This window comes from Anabaena sp. 54, assembly GCF_017355725.1.
GTDB lineage: Bacteria > Cyanobacteriota > Cyanobacteriia > Cyanobacteriales > Nostocaceae > Dolichospermum > Dolichospermum heterosporum.
The window spans coordinates 1-22389 of the sequence record NZ_JAAVWA010000053.1 but is presented as its reverse complement, the minus strand read 5'-3'; the positions used below and the strand labels follow the sequence as shown (position 1 = coordinate 22389).

General features: G+C 38.8%; 21 protein-coding genes. 12 read left to right on the top strand and 9 right to left on the bottom strand.

Going from position 1 to position 22389, the window contains the following annotated elements; all coding sequences use genetic code 11:
* Nucleotides 1-449 precede the first annotated feature (449 nt).
* Entirely contained in the window at nucleotides 450-1898 is a 1449-nt protein-coding gene (locus HEQ36_RS25215; RefSeq protein WP_168636778.1) for a serine/threonine-protein kinase, read from the bottom strand.
* Nucleotides 1899-2479: 581 nt separating this feature from the next.
* Here HEQ36_RS25215 and rpmI point away from each other — a divergent pair.
* From rpmI to HEQ36_RS25190, 5 genes are all read left to right on the top strand, one after another.
* Nucleotides 2480-2677, top strand: coding sequence for a 50S ribosomal protein L35 (rpmI, locus tag HEQ36_RS25210; RefSeq protein ID WP_015079972.1), 198 nt, complete (start codon nucleotides 2480-2482; stop codon nucleotides 2675-2677).
* 19 nt (nucleotides 2678-2696) lie between these two features.
* Entirely contained in the window at nucleotides 2697-3053 is a 357-nt protein-coding gene (gene rplT, locus HEQ36_RS25205; RefSeq protein ID WP_015079973.1) for a 50S ribosomal protein L20, read from the top strand.
* Between the two features lie 110 nt (nucleotides 3054-3163).
* Entirely contained in the window at nucleotides 3164-3946 is a 783-nt protein-coding gene (locus HEQ36_RS25200; RefSeq protein ID WP_168636779.1) for a transporter substrate-binding domain-containing protein, read from the top strand.
* 73 nt (nucleotides 3947-4019) lie between these two features.
* Nucleotides 4020-4544, top strand: coding sequence for a tetratricopeptide repeat protein (locus HEQ36_RS25195; RefSeq protein ID WP_053539577.1), 525 nt, complete (start codon nucleotides 4020-4022; stop codon nucleotides 4542-4544).
* Between the two features lie 43 nt (nucleotides 4545-4587).
* Nucleotides 4588-4701: a DUF4351 domain-containing protein gene (locus HEQ36_RS25190; protein ID WP_081424232.1), complete on the top strand. Its 114-nt coding sequence runs from the start codon at nucleotides 4588-4590 to the stop codon at nucleotides 4699-4701.
* Between the two features lie 150 nt (nucleotides 4702-4851).
* Here HEQ36_RS25190 and HEQ36_RS25185 read toward each other — a convergent pair whose 3' ends face one another.
* Together HEQ36_RS25185 and HEQ36_RS25180 are read right to left on the bottom strand one after the other, a co-directional pair.
* On the bottom strand, nucleotides 4852-4989 hold the full coding sequence (locus HEQ36_RS25185) for a hypothetical protein (RefSeq protein WP_027401062.1): 138 nt from the start codon (nucleotides 4987-4989) through the stop codon (nucleotides 4852-4854).
* Nucleotides 4990-5387: 398 nt separating this feature from the next.
* Nucleotides 5388-6308 (bottom strand): histone deacetylase, encoded by a 921-nt coding sequence (locus HEQ36_RS25180; protein ID WP_168636780.1) that lies wholly within the window; start codon nucleotides 6306-6308, stop codon nucleotides 5388-5390.
* 152 nt (nucleotides 6309-6460) lie between these two features.
* Here HEQ36_RS25180 and HEQ36_RS25175 point away from each other — a divergent pair, with 152 nt between their 5' ends.
* Nucleotides 6461-8722 carry a heavy metal translocating P-type ATPase gene (locus HEQ36_RS25175; protein ID WP_168636781.1) on the top strand — a complete coding sequence of 754 codons (2262 nt, stop codon included), beginning with the start codon at nucleotides 6461-6463 and terminating at the stop codon, nucleotides 8720-8722.
* A 150-nt stretch (nucleotides 8723-8872) separates the two neighbouring features.
* Entirely contained in the window at nucleotides 8873-9976 is a 1104-nt protein-coding gene (locus tag HEQ36_RS25170) for an aromatic ring-hydroxylating dioxygenase subunit alpha (RefSeq protein ID WP_168636782.1), read from the top strand.
* 274 nt (nucleotides 9977-10250) lie between these two features.
* On the opposite strand, the gene ispG is transcribed toward HEQ36_RS25170, so the two are convergent.
* Nucleotides 10251-11477 carry a (E)-4-hydroxy-3-methylbut-2-enyl-diphosphate synthase gene (ispG, locus tag HEQ36_RS25165; RefSeq protein ID WP_039200350.1) on the bottom strand — a complete coding sequence of 409 codons (1227 nt, stop codon included), beginning with the start codon at nucleotides 11475-11477 and terminating at the stop codon, nucleotides 10251-10253.
* Nucleotides 11478-11691: 214 nt separating this feature from the next.
* Between ispG and HEQ36_RS25160 the strand changes: the two genes are divergently transcribed.
* Nucleotides 11692-11967, top strand: coding sequence for a ribbon-helix-helix domain-containing protein (locus HEQ36_RS25160; protein ID WP_039200340.1), 276 nt, complete (start codon nucleotides 11692-11694; stop codon nucleotides 11965-11967).
* A complete protein-coding gene (locus tag HEQ36_RS25155) occupies nucleotides 11964-12314 on the top strand; it encodes a type II toxin-antitoxin system PemK/MazF family toxin (protein WP_027401056.1) in 351 nt (116 codons plus the stop codon). Before HEQ36_RS25160 ends, HEQ36_RS25155 begins: the two co-directional genes overlap by 4 nt.
* Before the next feature lie 341 nt (nucleotides 12315-12655).
* On the opposite strand, the gene HEQ36_RS25150 is transcribed toward HEQ36_RS25155, so the two are convergent.
* Nucleotides 12656-12853 (bottom strand): hypothetical protein, encoded by a 198-nt coding sequence (locus HEQ36_RS25150; RefSeq protein WP_039200342.1) that lies wholly within the window; start codon nucleotides 12851-12853, stop codon nucleotides 12656-12658.
* Nucleotides 12854-13837: 984 nt separating this feature from the next.
* On the opposite strand from HEQ36_RS25150, the gene HEQ36_RS25145 reads away from it, so the two are divergent.
* Complete coding sequence (locus tag HEQ36_RS25145; RefSeq protein ID WP_027401112.1) at nucleotides 13838-14179, top strand: hypothetical protein; 342 nt, start codon at nucleotides 13838-13840, stop codon at nucleotides 14177-14179.
* Between the two features lie 114 nt (nucleotides 14180-14293).
* On the opposite strand, the gene HEQ36_RS25140 is transcribed toward HEQ36_RS25145, so the two are convergent.
* The 3 genes from HEQ36_RS25140 to HEQ36_RS25130 all read right to left on the bottom strand — a co-directional run bounded on the left by HEQ36_RS25140 (nucleotide 14294) and on the right by HEQ36_RS25130 (nucleotide 16327).
* The gene (locus tag HEQ36_RS25140; RefSeq protein ID WP_027401113.1) at nucleotides 14294-14905 is read right to left on the bottom strand and encodes a hypothetical protein; all 612 of its coding nucleotides are present in this window, start codon (nucleotides 14903-14905) and stop codon (nucleotides 14294-14296) included.
* A gap of 37 nt (nucleotides 14906-14942) precedes the next feature.
* Nucleotides 14943-15962 carry an alcohol dehydrogenase catalytic domain-containing protein gene (locus HEQ36_RS25135; protein ID WP_053539583.1) on the bottom strand — a complete coding sequence of 340 codons (1020 nt, stop codon included), beginning with the start codon at nucleotides 15960-15962 and terminating at the stop codon, nucleotides 14943-14945.
* Nucleotides 15963-16129: 167 nt separating this feature from the next.
* Nucleotides 16130-16327: a hypothetical protein gene (locus HEQ36_RS25130; RefSeq protein ID WP_071992747.1), complete on the bottom strand. Its 198-nt coding sequence runs from the start codon at nucleotides 16325-16327 to the stop codon at nucleotides 16130-16132.
* Nucleotides 16328-16701: 374 nt separating this feature from the next.
* Here HEQ36_RS25130 and xth point away from each other — a divergent pair, with 374 nt between their 5' ends.
* Nucleotides 16702-17484 carry an exodeoxyribonuclease III gene (xth, locus tag HEQ36_RS25125; protein ID WP_168636783.1) on the top strand — a complete coding sequence of 261 codons (783 nt, stop codon included), beginning with the start codon at nucleotides 16702-16704 and terminating at the stop codon, nucleotides 17482-17484.
* 51 nt (nucleotides 17485-17535) lie between these two features.
* On the opposite strand, the gene HEQ36_RS25120 is transcribed toward xth, so the two are convergent.
* Nucleotides 17536-18861 (bottom strand): hypothetical protein, encoded by a 1326-nt coding sequence (locus HEQ36_RS25120; RefSeq protein ID WP_168636784.1) that lies wholly within the window; start codon nucleotides 18859-18861, stop codon nucleotides 17536-17538.
* A gap of 318 nt (nucleotides 18862-19179) precedes the next feature.
* Here HEQ36_RS25120 and HEQ36_RS25115 point away from each other — a divergent pair, with 318 nt between their 5' ends.
* Nucleotides 19180-22317, top strand: a complete 3138-nt coding sequence (locus tag HEQ36_RS25115) for an alpha-mannosidase (RefSeq protein ID WP_168636809.1) — start codon at nucleotides 19180-19182, stop codon at nucleotides 22315-22317.
* Nucleotides 22318-22389: the final 72 nt, after the last annotated feature.

Here is a 22389-nt window from a genome sequence, read left to right as displayed (position 1 = left end):
TGATTTTTATTTGTCTGATAGCGAAGCGTGGCGTAGCCATATCAGGATGTCCAGGATTTGAGGATTTTCAGGATGTTATTGGATGATTGTTTTTTGGAAGTTGGGGATTTTTAAGGATGTTTTTGAATGATTATTTTTGAATAATTTAAACCATCTATAAATTACCATCCTGTTAATCCTTTAATCCTGGTTATCCTGATTCAGACAAATACAACTTTCATCACCAACAAACCATCTAAAAATTACCATCCTGTACATCCTTTAATCCTGGACATCCTGATTCTGATAATTGAGAAATTCAGATCCCCGACAACTTTTAACAATCTTCTCATTTATCACATTAATTATCGCAGAAGTCGGGGATCTTTAGATGCAAACTGACATCCTGTAAATCCTTTAATCCTGGATATGCTGATTCAGGTTTAATAATTTTCTGTAACCCTTAAATGTTACAACTTACAAGTCTCGACGCGAGAAAAGATACCCAACCAAGTCCACTGCCAGTTATAGCCTCCCAAAATATTAATCAAGGCCCAGTGATTAACAAACCGAAAACGCCCGGTTCCCCGGGGAAAGTTGCCTTTTGGCACTTGAGCTTTATCAAAAGTTTTCATATCAGACAACAACCTTATTCCTTCGTTTGTCCATCCTACCTTGTCCTCGAACTCATCCCAGATGTCCGAGTTATAAGTAAAGTTTCCACCCAAATCTTGATAAATGCGCTTCTGAACTGAAAACCCAAATCTACCATCACTGTATTTTACCCACAATTGGTCAATTGTGCGGAGGTCTTTACAGGGAAATTTATTAATATATTCTACTCTTAAGTGAAATTCTTCTTCCGGTTTTGCAACCGCTAACATTACCCGTGCTGTTTCATAGTCTGCTTCGTTCCATTCCCCTTGTGCAAGTAAGTCACGCAGTTTTCTGTAGTCTATTCCACAGGATGATATTAATATTAATGGTACTTCTTGGTTTACAGGTTGAGGAGTGGAATTTTTAGGAATGAAAATTTCTTTCAGCTTGGATAATAAAGAAGAAGAATTTTCTAGTTGAGGTGTGGTAACTACCAAACCCAATAACTTCCGAAACTCCCGCACTGTTTGGGGACGGTTGACTGGTTCTAACTCCATCCCTTTGAGAATAGCAGTATTTACTTTATCGCTAATCTGCTGATTATATTTTTGCGGTGGTGATAACTCCACATTATACTCAGCACGATAATTAGCAGGAATAGGAACTCTATTCGTTAATAAACTATATAATGTCGCTGCTAAAGCATAAACATCTGTATAATAACCAAAATCTCCCCGTCGTTCATATTGTTCTATCGGTGCATAACCTTCCGTTTTCGTTGCTGTCATGCTTCTGATTTTACCAGGTTGAAATTCCCGCGCTAACCCAAAATCAATTAATACTGCTTCCTTGCTTTCCCGTCGCAACAAAATATTATTGGGTTTCACATCTCGGTGTAAAAGTTTCCGTTCATGAACACATTCTAAAGCTTGTCCAATTTGGTCAATGTAGCGCAAAGCTTCGGTTTCTGACAAGTAACCATTTTCAGCCGTGTAGTTTTCCACATAAGCTGCTAAATCATCACCGTCAATGTGTTCCATCACAATAGCCCAAAGTCCATCTTCGGGAAAATTGTCGTAAACTTGAACAATATGGGGATGATAGCATTTTGATAAGTCTAAGGCTTCTTTTCTAAACCTCTTTTGTATTTCCGCAAAGTCTGGTTTTTGTCGTTGTTCCCGGTTGAGGGTTTTGATCACAACCAACCTGTTTTCTTCTGTATCTTCTGCTAAATAGGTTTCACCAAAGCCACCGCCACCGATCGCTCTTTTAATGATATACTGTCCGTTCTGTAGTGGGGTGTTAGGTGTCCAGGATTGCATATTGTCTGAATCAGGATTTACAGGATTGGGAGAGAAATTAAAAATTAGTATAACATCCGCGTTTATCTGCGTTCATCTGCGTTTAATTGTCAGAATCAGGATTTACAGGATTTGAGGATGTACAGGATTTAGATCCCCGACTTCTAGGATAATTTATTTTGATACAGAATCACCGATAAAAGAAGTCGGGGATCTTTAGTTATTAGTTTAAAAATTGACTCTATATATGTGCGGACAGATTTCTAATCATAACGTAAGTGTAAACCAATTATCGCATCTTGTCAAGTCTTGATGTCAAGAATCATGGAAAAAGTGAAAATCAAAAATCTCCACCGCAAACCAACATCCTGTAAATCCTAAAATCCTGTAAATCCTGATTCAGACAATCCAAAAGTTTACTATATATGCGCGGACATATTTCTACTCCTAACATCAGTGTAAACCATATTTTTCGTCTTGTCAAGTCTTGAAGTAATATATTTTGAAGATAATTGTGATATCTTGGGAATCCTTGCCAAGGGGACATACAATTTGCCTTTTCTCATATATAATAGTAGATTGTGTTGAATTAAAGCCATCCCATGCCTAAATTAAAGACTCGCAAGGCTGCGGCGAAGAGATTCCGCGTCACCGGTACCGGTAAAATCGTCCGCCGTAAACCGTTCAAAAACCACTTGTTAGAGCATAAATCCTCTAGCAAAAAGAGCAATATGTCCAAGATGGCAATTGTTCATGAACGAGACGAACCTAACGTACGCTTAATGCTTCCATATTTGTAAAAGACACAGGTAATAAGATATGACTCGGGTAAAACGCGGTAATGTAGCTCGTAAACGCCGCAATAAAATTCTCAAACTAGCTAAAGGTTTCCGTGGTTCTCACTCAACTTTGTTTAGAACCGCTAACCAACAAGTAATGAAGGCGCTTCGCAGTGCTTACCGCGATCGCAAAAAGAAGAAGCGTGATTTTCGCCGTCTGTGGATAGCACGGATTAACGCAGCTTCTAGACAACACGGTTTAAGCTATAGCCGTTTGATTGGTAATTTGAAGAAAGCCAATGTGGAACTAAACCGCAAAATGCTGGCACAATTGGCAATTCTTGATCCTGCAAGCTTCGCTAAAATTGCGGAACTCGCTAACTCGGTTAACGGATAAAGGTGGCAACGGATGAATAACGGATGTAACAGATGGCACTTCGGAAAATTGAAAATTAAAAATAAAGAAACTTTTTGGCATTTTTAATTGGAGTAAAACGCAGAGCGATTATGAATAAGTTACATCTGGTATTATCCGCTACCCTATCTTTGATTTTTTGGCTGTCTTTTCCCAGTGGAAATTTAACTGCATCTGCCGCAACAATGGCGGAAATTCAGCAGCGAGGCTATTTAAATATGGCAGTTAAGGATAATCTTCGCCCTTTGGGATTTAGGGATGAGAAGGGCAATTTACAAGGGTTAGAGATTGATTTAGCCAAACGTTTGGCCAGTGATTTGTTGGGTAAAGCTGATGCTGTGAAATTGCAACCGGTAGCCAATAGCGATCGCTTACCATTAGTATTTAATCAGCAAGTTGATTTAGCGATCGCTGGAGTCACAGCCACAGAATCACGTTCTCGCATCGTTAGCTTCAGTGTTCCTTACTATTATGACGGCGCAGGAATAGTTACAAAAAATACAGCAATTCAAACATTAGAAGATGTAAGTAAACGGAAAATAGCTATTCTCAACCACTCCAGCACAATTGGATACTTAAAGTATTTTACACCATCTGCTGAGTTGGTCAGTGTAGATTCCTATGCTCAAGGGTGGGAGAAAATAGAAAGTAATCAGGTAGATGGTTTTGCAGCAGATATTAGTATTCTCAGTGGTTGGGTGCAAGCATATCCTCAATATCGCATACTGGCAACTAAATTATCAGCAGAACCGCTATCTGTAGTGATGCCAAAAGGATTACAGTATGATGAGTTAAGACGTAACGTGAATGAAGCGATCGCTCGTTATACAGTTACAGGTTGGCTAAAAGAACGGATAGAATACTGGGGATTGTAGTAATTTAGTGAGAAATACACAACCTAATAACTGATAATAGATAGAGTATTTTAATAATTTGTATTTGTAGAAAATGGATAGCAATTTAGTCATCATTTATCTGTCACTTTTTGTTGGTTTACTTGCATTTGCTGGGGTGAGTGTTTTTCGTCAAGTATTCAAAACCCGAAAACTTGAAAGCTCCTTGAACAAGTTAAAAAACAAATTAACAAAAGAAAAAGGTACGGCTCAAGAATATTATGAATTAGCCAGTATCTACTCAGAAAAAAAAGTATTTAGTCAAGCCATACCCCTATTTCAAAAATCTCTCAAAGCAGCCGAAGAAGAAGGAGAAGAATCCATTGCTCCTATTTATAACGGATTGGGATATGTTTACTTTGCTCAAGAGCAATATGACTTAGCAATTCGTCAGTACAAAGAAGCCATAAAATTGAACCCAGACTATGTATCAGCTTTAAATAATCTCGGACACGCTTACGAAAAGAAAAAATTGAATGCTCAAGCCTTAGAAATGTATGAAGCAACACTAAAATTAGCACCCAATAACATCGTTGCTAAACGTCGGGCTGAATCCTTACGTCGCTTAGTTTCTATCTAAGCTCAAACCCCTACTATATCTCGTTCCCAGTCTCTGACTGGGAATGCTATCACAGAGGCTCTTAAATGTAGAAATTATTGAATTTTTAGGAGAATCAATCTTTGATTTATCTACAGTAGAGGATTTACAAAATTGGTTAAATAATCTCCAGATTTAAATTAAAAATATGACTGATTAACCATTTCAGCGTTTTATAGGGTTAGAAGTTCAGTGATATGTCTATGGTAGGGGCAGGTTGTAGATAAAATTTCGGATATACTGTTAAAATTAAACTTTTTAAGCCCTGTCCCTACTTTGAAGCGTGGTTTTAACTGTCTCCTGTTTTTTCAATGGTTTCAATCACTGCTAACCCTATACTCGAAGCGGCGATTAGCATGATTGGTGCTGCTAAAAAGGCAATGGTAAGCATCTTGAGGGCTTGGTCAAAAAAAATATAGGTGGTCATTTGTTCACCTTCTGAACTGTATACAGCTACTGGTACTATCTAATTTTTCTTCACAGCCAGGTGGCTGAATTCCCAGTAATTGTATCTTAACAAAACTTTAGCTCTTTCATGACATGATGACAAAGTTTTATTAGAGTAAGCCACAAAATAAATGATCCTGTTTTGTCATGCTGAGTGTAGCGTTCGCGGAGCGTGGCGTTAGCCATAGCGAAACGAAACGAAGCATCTCAAGAGTTTTGAGGACTTACAAATAAAAAGACTCAACCACTTAACGCAAAAAATCTCTCAAACTCTCATTGCTCCGTGTCCTCTGTGTCTGGATTAGTACGGCTAACGCCACGCTTCGCTAACGTTTATCTGGGTAATTTATTTTTTGGAAGATAAATTCCCAAAAGAAACTAATTTATACAAGTTTGAATAGTAGCAATTACTGATTCAGCCAGACTTGGTAAATCATAACCACCTTCTAAACCAAACATAATTTTTTTGGTTATACCTAAACAGTATTCTGTAAATAAACCAAAATCTTCTGGTTGCAAATTCACACCGGCTAAAGGATCATTGGCATTAGCATCATAACCAGCGCTCACAATCAATAAATCTGGCTGAAAATTGCTTAAAAACGGGAGAATTTTCCTTTCCCACAGGGGTTGATAGACAGTAATATCACTACCAGGAGGGACAGGTAAATTTAACACATTATGATGTGAACCTTGTTGAGAAGCTTTCCCTGTACCGGGATAAGCTGGATATTGGTGGAGAGAAATATAAGCAATTTCTGAGTGAGTTTCTACTATTGCTTCTGTCCCGTTTCCGTGATGTACGTCCCAATCTAGAATAGCAACGCGCTTAATTCCAGGTTGTTGCAAAGCATAAAAAGCTGCTATGGCGGCATTAGAAAATAAACAAAATCCCATACCTGTGTCACTTACTGCATGATGTCCGGGTGGACGCGCTAATATAAAAGATTTATCTGCTGTATTAAGAACTATATCAACTCCATCTAACCAAGCACTAACCGCCAATAACGCCACATCATAACTGCGGGGAGAAATGGGAGTATCCCCGTCTAAATAACCTCCACCGGAGGCAGCGATATCTTTTACTTTGTTAATATAGGTTGTAGGATGAACCTTTTCTATCCAGGACATTAAAGATGGTTTTAATAGAACTGGTGTAGGTAGTTTCCATGTGATTTCTTCGGCAAAATGTGCAGTTTTTAAAGCATCAACTATCGCTGTCAATCTGGCTGGTTTTTCTGGGTGGTAGATTCCCGTTTTGTGATCTAAAAATTCGTCAGAATAAATAACTTGTAACATATATTTCTATACCCAAAATCTGAAATGTAAGTTAGTTGGAAGTCAAGAAACTTATTAAAATGATATATTACACCAATAGGTAAAGTATAGACATATAGATCCCCGACTTCTCAAAGAAGTCGGGGATCTGAAGGATAATTACAAGAGGTGATATGAATACTCTGAGTCTTAAACTTAAAGGTATGAGTTGCGCTGCTTGCGCTAATAATGTTGAACGGGCAATTTTAGCCGTTGCTGGAATTATTGATTGTCATGTTAATTTTGGTGCAGAACAGGTAACTATTAGTTATGAACCTCAACAAACAAATATAGCAGAAATTCAAGCTGCGATCGCAGATGCTGGTTATTCATCCTTTCAGTTAGATGTAGAAGGTGAAGATACAGCAGCAACAGCGAGTAAATTAGCAGCAGAACAGGAACTTATTCTCAAGTTAAGAACTGGGGTTGTCATTAGTATTATTCTGTTTTTTGGTTCTTTACCGATGATGACGGGATTACATTTACCTTTTGTTCCTAAATTTCTTCATCATCCTTGGTTGCAATTAGCATTAGCAACACCTGTTGAATTTTGGTGTGGGGGATCTTTTTTCCGTAATGCTTGGAAGTCTTTAAAACGCCGCACTGCGACAATGGATACTTTGATTGCTTTGGGAACGGGTACGGCTTACTTCTATTCTTTATTCGTGACGCTTTTTCCTGATTTATTTATTTCCCAAGGCTTAGAAATTCATGTTTATTATGAAGTTGCAGCGATGGTTATAACTTTGATTTTGTTAGGACGATTTTTAGAACATCGTGCTAGGGGAAAAACTTCGGAAGCTATTCACAAATTGATGGGAATGCAAGCAAAAACAGCTAGGGTAATGCGAGATGGTTTGGAAATGGATATTCCCATTAATGAAGTGATAGTTAATGATCTAATTTTAGTCCGTCCTGGTGAAAAAATTCCTGTAGATGGGAAGGTAGTTGATGGTAATTCTACCGTAGATGAGGCAATGGTGACTGGTGAAAGTGTAGCCGTGAGAAAACAACTAGGCGATGAGGTAATTGGGGCAACAATTAATAAAACTGGTAGTTTTAAGTTTAAGGCAACGCGGGTGGGTAAGGATACTTTTTTAGCGCAAATTGTCAAGTTAGTCCAAGAGGCACAAGGTTCAAAAGCACCGATTCAAAGGTTAGCAGATCAAGTAACTGGGTGGTTTGTGCCATCTGTAATTGCGATCGCAATTTTTACTTTTATCATCTGGTTTAGTATTACAGGTAATTTTACTTTAGCAATGATGACAATGGTGGGAGTTTTAATTATTGCTTGTCCCTGTGCTTTGGGTTTAGCTACTCCTACTTCTGTGATGGTAGGAACTGGGAAAGGTGCAGAAAATGGGATTTTAATTAAAAGTGCTGAAAGTTTAGAATTAGCACATAAAATAAATACTATTGTTCTCGATAAAACTGGAACTTTAACTCAAGGTAAACCCACAGTTACAGATTTTGTGACTATTAAAGGTACAGCAAATGGGAATGAACTTCAGTTATTAAAATTAGCTGCTAGTGTAGAACAAAATTCTGAACATCCTTTAGGGGAAGCAGTGGTGAAATATACGATAAATCAAGCTGTGAGTTTAGCTGATGTCAAGAATTTTTTAGCTATTGTTGGTAGTGGTGTTCAAGGAATTGTATATGATAACTTAGTACAAGTTGGCACACAACGCTGGTTTACAGAATTAGGAATTGATACAGATATTTTAAAACCCCATCAAAGCCGTTGGGAAGGTGAAGGAAAAACAGTAATTTGGTTAGCAGTAAATGGTAATTTAGAAGCAATTATGGCTATTGCTGATGCCCTTAAACCTTCATCATTAACAGCAGTTAAAGCTTTGCAAGAATTAGGTTTAGAAGTGGTAATGTTAACAGGTGATAATCAACAAACTGCCCAAACAATTGCTGATCAAGTTGGTATCAATCAAGTTTTTGCCCAAGTGCGTCCAGACCAAAAAGCCGCGATGATTAAATCATTACAGCAAAGAAAAGTAGGGAATAAATTTCAAATTGTGGCTATGGTAGGAGATGGAATTAATGATGCGCCGGCATTAGCACAAGCTGATGTGGGAATTGCCATCGGGACAGGAACAGATGTGGCGATCGCTGCTAGTGATATTACTTTAATTTCTGGAGATTTACAAGCCATAGTGACAGCCATTCAACTCAGTCGCGCCACTATCAACAATATCCGCCAAAATCTCTTCTTTGCTTTTATTTATAATATCATTGGTATTCCCATTGCTGCGGGTATTCTCTATCCCTTCTTTGGTTGGTTACTTAACCCGATTATTGCCGGTGCAGCAATGGCATTTTCTTCAGTTTCTGTAGTCAGTAATGCTTTAAGATTGCGTAACTTTCAACCAGGAGTTAAGTAAAAATTAAAAGTAATCTTTACCAATTAATTAATCATCTCAATCAAACTAATCACACAAATCATAGTTAAGACGGTACTGAAGATAACTGTTTTTCTGAGTTGTTCATGATAGGAATAGATTAACCGCTTCACTGCAAGTGAAACCCTAAAAATGAACACCAATATAGATAATTTCAACTCAGTTCGTAAACCTAAAATCTTCAACCAATCAGCCAGTTTTGTTGAAGGTTGGTATTGGGTGTTACCTTCTCAATCTTTACTGGTAGGTGATGTCAAAGCTGTGACAATTCTTGGGAAGGATTTAGCCGTATATCGTGGTAAAGATAGACGTGCAGTTATCCTAGATGCTTATTGTCCGCACATGGGTACAAGTTTAGCTGAAGGTAAAATTGAGGGTAATGAATTACGCTGTGTTTTACATCGGTGGAAATTTGATGCCGAAGGTATTTGTGTGGATATTCCTAATTTAGATGAACCTGTATCTCTGAAAGCCAAAACTTGGCCAGTAGCCGAACAATATGGGATGATTTGGGTTTGGACTGGGGAAATTCCACAACAATCTTTACCTTTGGTTTTAGATTGGGAAAACCAAGACTTTGATTTTTCTCTCGGTTCGCAATTTAGTATTAATTGTCATCCTCATATCTTACTTATTCAAACTATTGATACTCAACAAATTAATCTGGTTCATAAATTACCATTAAAAATGGTTTTGGAGAAACAAGAACTCAATCAAAATGCGATTATTTTTAGCACTATTACAAATATTAATGGCAAGTCATTCTGGCTAAATCTTTATCGGCGGTTGTTTAAAAATTCTCTTAATTATAGTGTTTGTTATTGGTATGGAACGACAAGTATAGTTTCCTTTACTAATGAGTCTACCCAGCTACATATAATATTTACAACTCGGATATTACCAGGGGGGAAAACTGAAGGTCAGACCCTATTAATGTCTAAAAAACGGAAAGGGATATTAGGAAAATTAATTAATAAATTGATGTTATGGGTAGGGAAAACAATTAGCGATCGCCTACTAAAAACCAATGATAGAATTTTACAAACCATGCAGTTTGATCTCAAAACTCCCCTGAAAGCAGATTTATCAATCATCCAATTTATTAACCATTTAGAACGACAAAAACCCCTAACCTGGGAAAGTTGGTTATTAGTGCGATCGCGGGAACGAGAGGAAGAAGTGCGTGAAGAGAGAGAAAAACGCGAAAAATGGCGCGATGAATTAGTTAATGACTAAAAACCCGATATTTTGACAATAAAAATGAAGTGGACTTGCCACTTCATCAATTCCCAGGTAGAACCTAGTAGTCTGTCAACCCGAAAATGACGGGTGAAGGCAAGCAGGGGGAGAAGAGAGGTGGGGGAGGTGGGGGAGGTGGGGGTGTGGGGGAGGTAGGGGAGGTGGGGGAGGTGGGGGAGGGAAGAAGAGAAGTTTTTTCCATTACCCGTCAAAATAAATTTGACGAACTACTAACTATTACCTATTACCTTTTTTGTAAAAGTCTTAACAATTACGGTTCTACCCAACGTCCATCAGTTTTAATGAGATTAATTAATTCCTCTACACCTTGTGATTCTGGGACTTTTTTAATTTCTTCCCGACCACGATATAAAGAAATATAACCGGGAGTTTTGCCAACATAACCATAGTCAGCATCAGCCATTTCTCCGGGTCCATTCACAATACAACCCATTACAGCAATATCTAAACCTGTTAAATGTTTCGTAGCCTCTCTAACTACGTGCAGCACTTCCTCCAAATTAAATAAAGTCCGTCCACAGGAAGGACAAGCGACATACTCAACCATTGTTTTCCGCAAACCTAAAGCTTGCAGAATGCTGTAACAAACAGGAATTTCCTTTTCTGGTGCTTCTGTTAAAGACACGCGGATTGTATCACCAATGCCATCAGCTAATAATGTGGCAATACCGGCTGTAGATTTAATTCTGCCATATTCACCATCACCTGCTTCCGTCACCCCCAGGTGCAAAGGATAATCCATACCCAAATCATCCATGCGTTTAGCCATGAGACGATATGCAGCCACCATGACAGGCACTCGTGAGGCTTTCATAGAAATTACCACATTATGAAAATCCAAAGATTCACAAATGCGAATAAATTCTATAGCAGATTCCACCATACCTTCGGGAGTATCACCATAGGTAAATAGCATTCTTTCCGCCAAAGAACCATGATTTACACCGATTCGCATAGCCTTACCTTGATCACGCAAGGAAATTACCAGTGGTGCTAAGGTTTCGCGGATTTTTTCGCCAATTTCGTCAAATTCAGCTTTTGTGTATTCAGTGCGACTGGTATTAGGTTTTTCAAATACATATAAACCCGGATTAATTCGCACCTTTTCAATATGTTTGGCGACTTCCAAGGCGATTTTCATGCCATTGTGATGGACATCGGCAACAATTGGCACATCCCGGTAAGTTTTGATTAATTGTTGTTTAATTTCCGCCAGTGCCTTAGCGTGTCCGAGACTAGGAACAGTGACACGAACAATTTCGCAGCCTATTTCATGAAGACGACGAATACCCGCGACAGAACCATCAATATCCAGAGTATCTTCATTAATCATAGACTGTACCACCACCGGGTATCCACCCCCAATGGTGACATCCCCCACTTTTACAGGGCGGGTTTTGCGGCGTTTGATGGTGGTATCAAAGGCTGGTTGACTAGATTCAGTGTTGGTAATTTCCAAAGTCGGCAGAGTTTGCATAATCTCAACAGGTAGATTTTCTGTAGCTAAAATATCAGATTGCCAGGGGTTATACTTCTCAGATTGCCACAATTGAGGTTATTTTAGGTGATAAAGTGGAAAAGTAGGTGGCAAGAGGCAAGGATTTCACCAATAACTGAATTTTTAATTTTGGATGATGCGTAAAACGATATGATATAAGACATCACTTCAGTCATCAAAAAATGAACGCTCTATGAAAACAGAAACCGTTCGCACGACGCTAACCATTCCTAGAGAACTCCTAGAAGCTACAGACAAGGCGGTTTTGGAAGGAAAGGCTAAGAGTCGGAATGATTTTGTCGCTCAAGCTTTACGAAGAGAATTAGCCTTACAGAAGCGGTCTGAAATTGATGCCGCATTAGCGGAAATGGCTAATGATCCAGATTATCAGGCAGAGGTATTAAAACTAGAGGTAGAATTTGCTACGGCGCAGTGGGAGGCGTTGCAGTTAGGGGAAGCTCCAAGATGAGAAGGGGTGAGGTGTATGATGCACGTCTAGAAATGACTGAAGGCTCGGAACAGGGAGGAACTCGTCCCGTGATTATTGTGAGTCGTGATGTGATTAATCTATCCAGCCCTGTAGTTTTAGCAGTACCTTGTACCACCTATCAAGACGGGAAGCGAGTTTACCCTACTCAAGTTTTGATTTTGTCCCCAGATGGTGGATTAAAGAAAGACTCGATCGCTATGGCGGATCAGGTGCGGGTATTATCTAAAACTCGCTTTTTGCGTTTAAGAGGAATTCTTTCTGATGTGGTGATGGCACATCTAGAGCAAGCGTTATTAATTGCGTTAGATTTGCCAGGATGTGAATAACTTGATTTAATAGGGTTTGATGAATAAATCAAAAACTTTAGATATATTAATGTAAGTAGGTTGGCGTTGAAAATTGTCGTTATGGCAAGGCAAAAGGCAAGAGGCAAGAGGCAAGAGTGAAGAGGGTTTAGGCGATTTTACATTTCTTTACACAGTTTGGTTTTATTGTGTTCACCTATGTAAGTTGCTAGTTAGGTAAATTGTCAGAATCAGGATATCCAGGATTAAAGGATGAACAGGATGAAACCAGAGCTTTTATTACCAATTACCAATTACCAATTACCAGCCTCAACGAGATAACTAGCAACTTGAGTTAATAATTGTTTTGACTTTTTCGATGCTTACTTATTACCTGTTGTGGGAGAGGAGGTTTGAGTAAATTGGCTGATTTGATGCCAAATATCCTGGGGAGTAATACCGAAGCCAAAGTATAATAACATAACAATAGCGGCGGAAATTATAGCTGTTTTAATGGTGGTTTTAATTAATTTCCAGAGAATGATAAAAACTATCCAAGCTACTATTAAGGTAATAATCATAAGCTAATACGCAGCTAAATTTGATTTAGTGAAGTGAGAAAATTACAGCAAATTGTCATCAAACCCGGAACAAGAACCCCACCCCCAACCCCCTCCCCGCAAGCGATGAGGGGGCTAAGATGTACCTCATAAGATTGGAAATCGCTGTAAGCCATCAAACTCTTGTCTGTTCCCCGTTCCCTTGTCTCAAGCAACAATTTAAATGTGTGACAGCTTAGAGTTTAGGGAATAGGCATTGATACTGAGTTTTTTCCCAAAAAAACACCAAAATCAGGATAATAAACTATTCTAGGGAAAAATTGCAACCTTCCTGGGCTAGATGCCTATCCCACACCCCACAAGATTGGATCTAGAGACTTCCAAATAAAAAAATGTCCCAAAACTGATGCAGAAATTCTCTCTCTGTGTACTCTGTGCCTCTGTGGTTCGTTTCTTAGGATAATTTATTTCTTGGAAGTCTCCTAGGACTTACGCACGCTCACTAACTTACCATCATATGAATGAACGAAATTGCGTCGTTTTCGGCTTTGGGAATAACCTATTGAGTAGGGTGCGTCAGATAGAGGAAATCTGTTTTTTACCAAATTATTGGGTCTGACGCACCCTACAAGAGATAAAATCCACATTACATATTTAGAAAACTTTGTCAATGCGTAAGCACTAGGATCATCTTTTTTGTGGATTTCTCTGGCTCTTGCGTCTCTTTTATGGTGATTGAGGATTGATGATAACAAAACCCTTACGGGACAAGGGTTATAAACAATTATTTCCATATTTTCAATGAAATGCCTACACAATAGGGCTTTCAATGATTTTGAACCAGGGTTTCCATAAAAATAACCGAAGAACCATTTCTCTTTGTCAGATTTGGAAAATTGAGGATATCCAGATAGTTGAAACTATTCCCTGTTCCCTGTTCCCTGTTCCCTGTTCCCTGTTCCCTGCCCTCACAGACCACTTTTTCAGCAAACCCTAGTTAGAAGTATGAACTACGAAATAGCAAGGAAACTACTCATAGACCAAACCAGCAGCCTAGATAATCCAGATACTCTGTTAAGTCGTTTACAACAAGGTAAACCTCCTGTTCCTGGTCAGGTTACTTCTACCCTGTTAGCTTTAAAGGTGGTATTTGAAGCTTTAAAAACAGCACCCAACTTAGACAGAGAATTGGCTTTTGCTTTATATCAGTTGGCTGTAAAGGCGCAAAGATTCTTTGCTGCGGGACGAAAGGCAGGTGTGGACTGGCCTCCCCTGCTTAATGAGGATTTAGTCCGTATTTCTTTGGGGGCTGAAAGTATTTTTTCTGGTACATGGCAAACTTTATGATTGCGAAATATAACAACCACCAAGATGGTTATTAACTCCCATTGATAATAAAACTCCTGCCTTATTCTCCTTTATTCTTCTTTTTCCTCCTTTCTCCTCCTGACTCCTCCTAAATTAGCGGGTTCTTAATTCTGTTTCTAATTTATCTAAATCGGCTTTGAGTAACACTGTGATTTTACCGATGATGGCTTTACCTTCCTTGGGTTGGGCAATTTCTACCCAATACCCATAGCGATCGCCTATCCGTAATTCTCCCTGTAAAGCTTCTCGCGTTGGTGTCTTTGCTAGTCTAGATGTATTAATAGTAGTCTGATTAGGATATTGATAGACAATTTGAGCCTCATTGTAATCTTGATACACATCTAAACTATAAATTACTCGTAAAGACTCTTCCAAACGTTGTAATGTGATGCCATTAACAGCATCGAACATAGTCATACGTTCAGTGCGAATTGTGATGTGGTCTTTAGTAAATGTTACTCTACCAGGAGGTAATACGGAGGCTTGGAAGGTAAATCTTTGAGCCGCTGTATCACTTTTACTAATAAATAATCGTTCTCCCGGTTTTGGCTGTAGTGTGGGATGGGCTTTAATCCATGAGAGTACATCTCCTGTACTGTCTCCAGGTAGGGCTTGTCCGGGAGAATTTAGCAGCATTTCCACTGATAACCAAGGTATCAGTGAGCAAGGTAAAATCAATAATTTCAGTAAGGATTGTTTGAGCATTTTTTAGATAAATTAGGGTGCGTCGGAATTTTCACTGTCAAACCATTGCTACTTTAATGACTTTCCGCGCCTTCATATCTATAAATACCTGTTCTAGATCCTGTAAAGGTCGGTGTTCACTAATGAGCAAGTCAAAAGGAATTGTACCACTGGCGATGAGTAATAAGGCAGCCTTTACATATTCTGGTGTATTGTGAAATACGCCTTTGAGAGTAAGTTCACTATAGTGCAATTGTTCGGTATTCACAGTAATTGTAGTATCTCTTGGACAACCACCAAATAAATTGATAGTTGCACCAGGACGACCGCAAGCGATCGCAGTTTCCCAGACACTCGGTACACCAGTAGCCTCTATCACGACATCTGCACCCCAACCAGCGGTTAATTCCTTAACTGTATTGGCAATATCCGTAACTTGATGATAATTAAAAGTCTTGGCTGCACCCAGCTTTTCACCAATTTCTAACCGTTGATTATTCCCACCCCACAATATCACCTCAGTATATTTCGCTAATACTGCCACAAACATCAAGCCAATCGCCCCATCACCCAAAACCACTACTTTGTCATCGGGTTTAGCACCACAACGGCTGATACCATGCAATACACAGGCTAAAGGTTCAGTCATCGCCGCTAATACTAGGGGCAAATGATCAGGAACTGGTAATAGATTATGCCTAACTATGGGAGCAGGAATTTTCAGATATTCTGCAAATGTCCCATTATTCCAAGTTAAATGGGGACATAAAGAATATTCTTGGCGTTGACAAAAGAAACATTTCATGCAGGGAGCAGAATTATTTGCCACCACGCGATCGCCTACCCGCCAATTCGTCACCCCAGCACCGACAGCCACAATCCGTCCTGCACCTTCATGGCCAAACAGTGTGGGTGGTGTCAACATTTTAGCATGGCCACCCCGTCGCCACACCTTCAAATCCGTACCACAAGTAGTGGCTGCTTCCACCTGAATCACCACCTCGCCGGCTGCGGGAGTCGGGTCAGGAACTCGTTCTAGGCGTAAATCCTCTTGTCCGTAGAGTAGTGCTGCTAACAAAACTTTTCACCCATAAAAAAGAAGTATGGCTTTAACCACGCTATCAAAATCACTTAAATACGGTTTTATACCATACTCAATGATATCGGCATATATTTTGTATTTAAAATTAGCAATTTCTGATTTTACCTAAATTTATGCTAATTAGCGATCTTTCCTGGACAAATTCAAGAACTCAACGCCGTTTGCGGTAAAACTTCTTGATTACGGGTTTCTCGCTTAGATAGGGGATTAGATCCATCATTGATACTTAAAACTGGTACTTCTTGTCTACAGGACAGACAAAACCAATAAACCTCATGATGGCGAACATGACGCAGAACCGAACCGCCACAGCAGGGGCAGGTGTTAACTATGATACTCATAAAATGTCCTCCTTTCAAAAAATTCAACCCTGGCAATGTTATGATTGATCTCGACATCACCATTAAAAACAATCCCAACTTCTACTTTTATGCTTGATTTAATGACGTTCATTTTCCAGCCCTTTATTCTCCCATTCGGAATCCTCCAATTTGGAGAAAATGGGGGTAAAAAACTATCAATAAATGCTAAATTAACAGATTTTTAAAAGATTTTCACAAACTCATTTTTTTATCGAAACATGAAAAATCCAGAGAACATTATTAAACTATAAACTAGTATAGACCTTGTTCATCTATCTGGGGGATCATAAATATCTAATTTTTACCGAATAAATGCTTCACCATTATTTTGCGATCATTTTAATCAATAACTCATGAAAATTGCTACTTGGAATGTGAATTCTGTGCGGACACGTTTAGAACAGGTTATCAATTGGTTAACAGAAAATCCAGTTGATGTTTTGTGTTTACAAGAAACCAAAGTTATAGACCAGGACTTTCCTAGTCTCGCGTTTACAAATTTAGGCTATTATCCGTATATTTCCGGGCAAAAATCTTACAATGGCGTGGCTTTAATTAGTCGTCAACCGTTGATAGATGTAAGTGTAGGTTTTAGTCCTATTTTACCAGGTCTAGAATCAGCATGGGATGAACAAAAACGGGTGATTACGGGTGTAATTGAGGGCGTAAGAATTGTTAATCTTTACGTTCCCAATGGTTCATCTATTGGTAGCGAAAAGTATGAATATAAGTTAGGCTGGTTAAAAATACTGAAAGAATATTTACAGACGTTAATATTATCAAATCCAGCTATTTCTCTGTGTGGTGATTTTAATATTGCCCTAGAAGATATAGATATTAATGATAAAGTAAAAATAGATAATCACATCATGGCATCGGAATTAGAACGTCAAGCTTTACGAGATGTTCTGAATATAGGTTTTGCAGATGCTTTTCGTAAATTCAACAGCGAAGGAGAAAATTATAGTTGGTGGGATTATCGCACGGCTGCTTTTAAGCGTAATTTAGGTTGGCGAATAGATCACCATTATCTCACACCAATCTTGTATGAACGCGCTCAAAGTTGTATTATTGATATTGAACCGCGAAAGTTAGTTCAACCCAGTGACCATACACCAGTAATTGTAGAATTTTAGCGGATTTTAGATCCCCGACTTCTCAAAGAAGTCGGGGATATGATTTTCCATTTATCTCCCTAACAATAAACCTCTGAAAAAATAAATCATGTTTGTTAATATTTGTTCTATCCATAATATAGAATAATCTAACCATTCCAGAATTTGTTCTAATGGGTGTTTTTCATAGCCTAATGAGGTGGCGGAAATATCAATCCAGTCTGGCTTAAAATTAAATTCTTGGCTGGTTTGACTGCCTGTTTGGGTAAATTCGTCATTTTTCGGTTGAGGTGATTTTTGACCCATTGTAGTCCGAATTCTCGGTAATCCCCATCTTATTTGAGATTGCGGTAGTTTATTGACATCATTATTATCAGATAATTCTTCAATATTGGTGGGGGTATTACCAAATAAATCATTCCATGTTAACCAGGTATCTTCTGAAGTATCCCCAATATTTAACTGATTGGTTGCTGATACTATCTTTTCAAAATCAGGGTTACTTTGTGGGGTTTCTCCAGAAGAATTTGAGTCAAGTTGATAAGTATTTCTGACGACAAAAAAGTAGTTTATCGCGGCTAAAATTAAATTAGAAATACTTTGTTGCTGAGGTTTTAAGTGATCATGATTAACAGTTAAATCATTAACTTGACTTTGGAAATTTTTGACGATTTCCTGACTGTGTTTTTGGACGGGGACTAAAGCCGTAGTTTCTAAATTAGCAATTAATTGATCGAGAAATCCAAAAGGTTTCAGGGGACTGAGGAGAGGTTGTTGTGCTATGATGGGATGATCATCAGTTAACTTATTCAAAAGATCATCAATTTTGGGTAATAATTGTTGTTGGTGAGCAATTAGTTGTAAAGAATACCGATATTCACTAATTTCGCTATTAATTCTATCTGCTAATTTGACGTTTTGCTGCGGTGTGAAAACATCGAAAATACGATTATCTGCGCTTACTAATACTAAATTACGGGTTTGCAATTCTATGGCAATTCCCTGTACTGTTGGTATATGCTGTTGCAGGGTATTTCCTGGAGTTGGAGAATTCGGCTGAGGAAAAATTTTCTTCCACAAAGATCCTAACAATGTGAGAGGATTTGTTTGTGAGGAAGTTGGTATATCAGTCTCTCCGGGAGGAAGATTTTTGATAACATCTAATATAATTTGAATTGGCGCATCACTGGTAGGAGGAGTTGCTGATTGTAATTTTTTGACTGTGCCATTTTGTTGCCATAATTGGTAAAGTGGATAAAGTAGAGAACCTACACCCAAACCAGTAGCAAGTTGCAAATTCTTGAAGGTGTTTTCCAGTGTTTGTGTCAACCGTCGAGAATGCTGGTAGACAAAGTTGAAGAGTTTGCTTTGATAGCGATTGGAGAAATCAGAAGACATGGTAATTATGTGTAATTTGTAGGGTGGAGGTTATCGTCAATTAAAGGCTTTAGGTGTTGCTGATTAAGGGTATGAATTTTAGTCTCACGCAAAGGCGCAAAGACGCAAAGGTCAGAGTTTTAAAGGTTTAATTTGGGAATTTCATACCTTAGTTCAGCAACGCCTAATTTTGAATTGTTAAGAGATTCCCACAAACCTATGAATTTTCAGCAATATCAATTATTGACATTTATGGTAATTGGGAATTGCATGAGAGACAATCTGAAAATCAAAGCACTTTCATTCCTGACTCCTGCTGTATATTATTTTATTAGAAATATGACTCTTCCTGTATCCTCATTAAATACTAAATCTATATCAACAGCAATTGAAAATTTGCGTTCTTGTTGTCAGGTTGATATCCAGTCAAGCTGGCAAAATCAGGAAACTGACGAGGTAGTTACTGATTTTATCCCATTTAGTTTAACTGATTGGCAACCTGTGGAACTAAATGAAAAAGCTCATGTTTCTTGGACGGGGGGAAAACGGGTATTATGGTTAGGACAAAAATTTTCTGTTCCTGAACATTTACACAATTTTCCGTTAACAAGTTTGTCTTTGCGTTTGGCGTTGGTATGGTGGGCAGATTTAGCAGAAGTGTATGTTAATGGTAAGTTAGTATTGACGGGGGATTTGTTTGATTCTTCCCCGCGAGTGTTGCTGAGTCCAAGTGTAACCCCTGGAGAAGAGTTTACCATAGCTTTGCGGTTGGTGAGTCCGGGACATTGTGATGGGGCGTTGATGCGATCGCTTGCAATTTTTGAGTCCACAGATTATGATAATCCTGATGCTGGTTTTATTGCTGATGAATTAGCAGTTACGGAAATTCTTTTACAAAACTTCGCACCAGAAAAGTTACTAAGTTTAGCTGGGGAAGTTGAGAAAGTTACAAATCGCCAAGACGCAGAAAATCAAGATTGGAAAACATATCTGCTGAATTTGCGACAAACTTATTTGAGTTTAGCTGAGTTTATCAACGCTCAAAAATATAAAATTAATTTATTAGGTCATGCACATTTAGATTTAGCATGGTTATGGCCTGTGGAGGAAACTTGGAAAGCAGCACAAAATACTTTTGAGTCAGCTTTAAAACTGCAACAGGATTTTCCCGAATTGATTTTCTGTCATACCACACCGGCGTTGTATGCTTGGGTAGAGGAAAATCGTCCCGACTTGTTTCAAGAAATTCAAAATCAAGTTAAAGCGGGAAAATGGGAAGTTTTGGGTGGTTTTTGGGTAGAACCGGATTTAAATTTAATTGCTGGTGAGTCTATAGCCCGTCAGTTATTATATGGACAAAGGTATTTTCTCCAGAAGTTCGGAAAAATATCTTCTGTGGTTTGGGTTCCCGACACCTTTGGTTTTTGTGCGACCTTACCCCAATTTTTTGCAAATGCAGGAATTGAGTCCTTTGTAACTCAGAAACTCCGCTGGAATGATACAACTAAATTTGATTATGACTTATTTTGGTGGCGATCGCCTGATGGCAGTCAAACATTAAGTTTCATGTCCGCACCTATCGGCGAAACCATCGAACCTGTAAAAATGACCAAGTCCGCTTGTGACTGGAAAACTCAAACAGGTTTACACGATTCGCTTTGGCTTCCCGGAGTCGGTGATCATGGTGGTGGTCCAACCCGTGATATGCTAGAAACCGCGCGACGGTGGGAACATTCCCCAATTTTCCCCAAGTTAGAATTTACAACTTCCGAAAAATACCTCAACGACATAAAATCATCAACTCAAAACTTACCAGTTTGGGAAGACGAACTTTATTTAGAATTCCACCGAGGATGTTATACTACCCACGCAGACCAAAAACGCTGGAATCGCAAATCTGAACATTTATTATATAGTGCTGAATTATTCGCAACTTTAGCAAATATCCTTTGTGGTGCAGAATTTCCGCAAACAGAAATAGAAACCGCATGGAAAAAAGTTTTATTTAACCAGTTTCACGACATTCTCCCCGGTTCTTCCATTACCCAAGTTTACGCAGACGCTTTATGGGAATGGGAAGCAGTAGAAAAATTAGGAACGAAAATACTAGAAGACTCATTAAAAGCGATCGCTTCCACAATCAACATACCACAACCTCCCAACCCTGAGAGCATCCCCGTCATAATTTTTAACTCACTCAACTGGGAACGTTCCCAAGTTGTCACCATTGACTTATCAAAAATCATCACCACAGATTACCCAACCTGGAAAATTTCTGATATTCAAGGAACAGAAATCCTCTCCCAAAACAGCGAAAACTCAACCTTATTATTTTTCGCAACCATACCATCTATAGGTTACAGCATTTTCTGGCTTTCTCCATCTTCCCCCCAACCCAAAACATTCCCCGAAAACTGGATATTAGAAAACGAATATTTGCAAATTCAAATCAACCCCGAAACCGGAGATATAGCCAACATCTTCGACAGAACCCAACAACGAGAAATTTTAACCGGTGCAGGAAATCAACTTCAAGCCTTTAGGGACAGCGGACAATATTGGGATGCTTGGAACATAGACCCAGATTATAACACAAAACCTCTACCGCCAACTCAATTAAAATTAATTCAATGGCAAGAATATGGAGAAATTCAACAACGATTGCGAGTAGTCCGTCAACTCGGAAAATCAGAATTTTGTCAAGATTACATCTTGGAAATCGGTTCACCAATTTTGAAAATAACTAATACTGTAAATTGGCAAGAAAATCACGTATTAGTTAAAACAGCCTTTCCTCTCAACCTCCAAGCCGAATTTGCCACTTATGAAATTCCCTGCGGTGCTATTCATCGTCCCACAAATCCCCAAACCCCCGCAGAGAAGGCAAAATGGGAAGTCCCCGCATTACATTGGGCAGATTTAACCACAGATACAAAGATCGGAAAATACGGAGTCAGTCTTCTTAATGATTGTAAATATGGTTACGATGCCAAACCTAACCAACTACGCCTCACCTTGCTAAGAAGTTCCCATTGGCCAGACTCCCAAGCAGATAGAGGGATACAAGAATTTACCTACAGTTTATATCCCCATTTAGACAGTTGGGAAGAAGCAGAAACCGTCAAACGTGGTTATGAGTTGAATGTTCCTTTTCAGGTATTAGTAAACCCAGTCAATTATCAATCTAGATTGAACGCTTGTCAAAGCCAAAGTTTTCTCACCTTATCAGCAGATAATTTAATCTTAATGGCACTCAAACCCAGTGAAAATGATCCCCAAAAATTCATTCTTCGCTTTTATGAATGTCATGGACAAACAGCAGAATTATCTTTGCAAAGCGAGATTCTAAATCTAGAAAAACCAACTGATTTATTAGAAAATAATATCAAACTTTCCGCAATAAATCAAGTAAATAAAAATATTGACCCTTGGAAAATTGTCACATTTCAAGCCACATCCAGCAAAATTCAGGGGTAGGGGAGGTAGGGGAGGTAGGGGAGGTAGGGGAGGTAGGGGAGGTAGGGGGGGTAGGGGAGGTAGGGGAGGTAG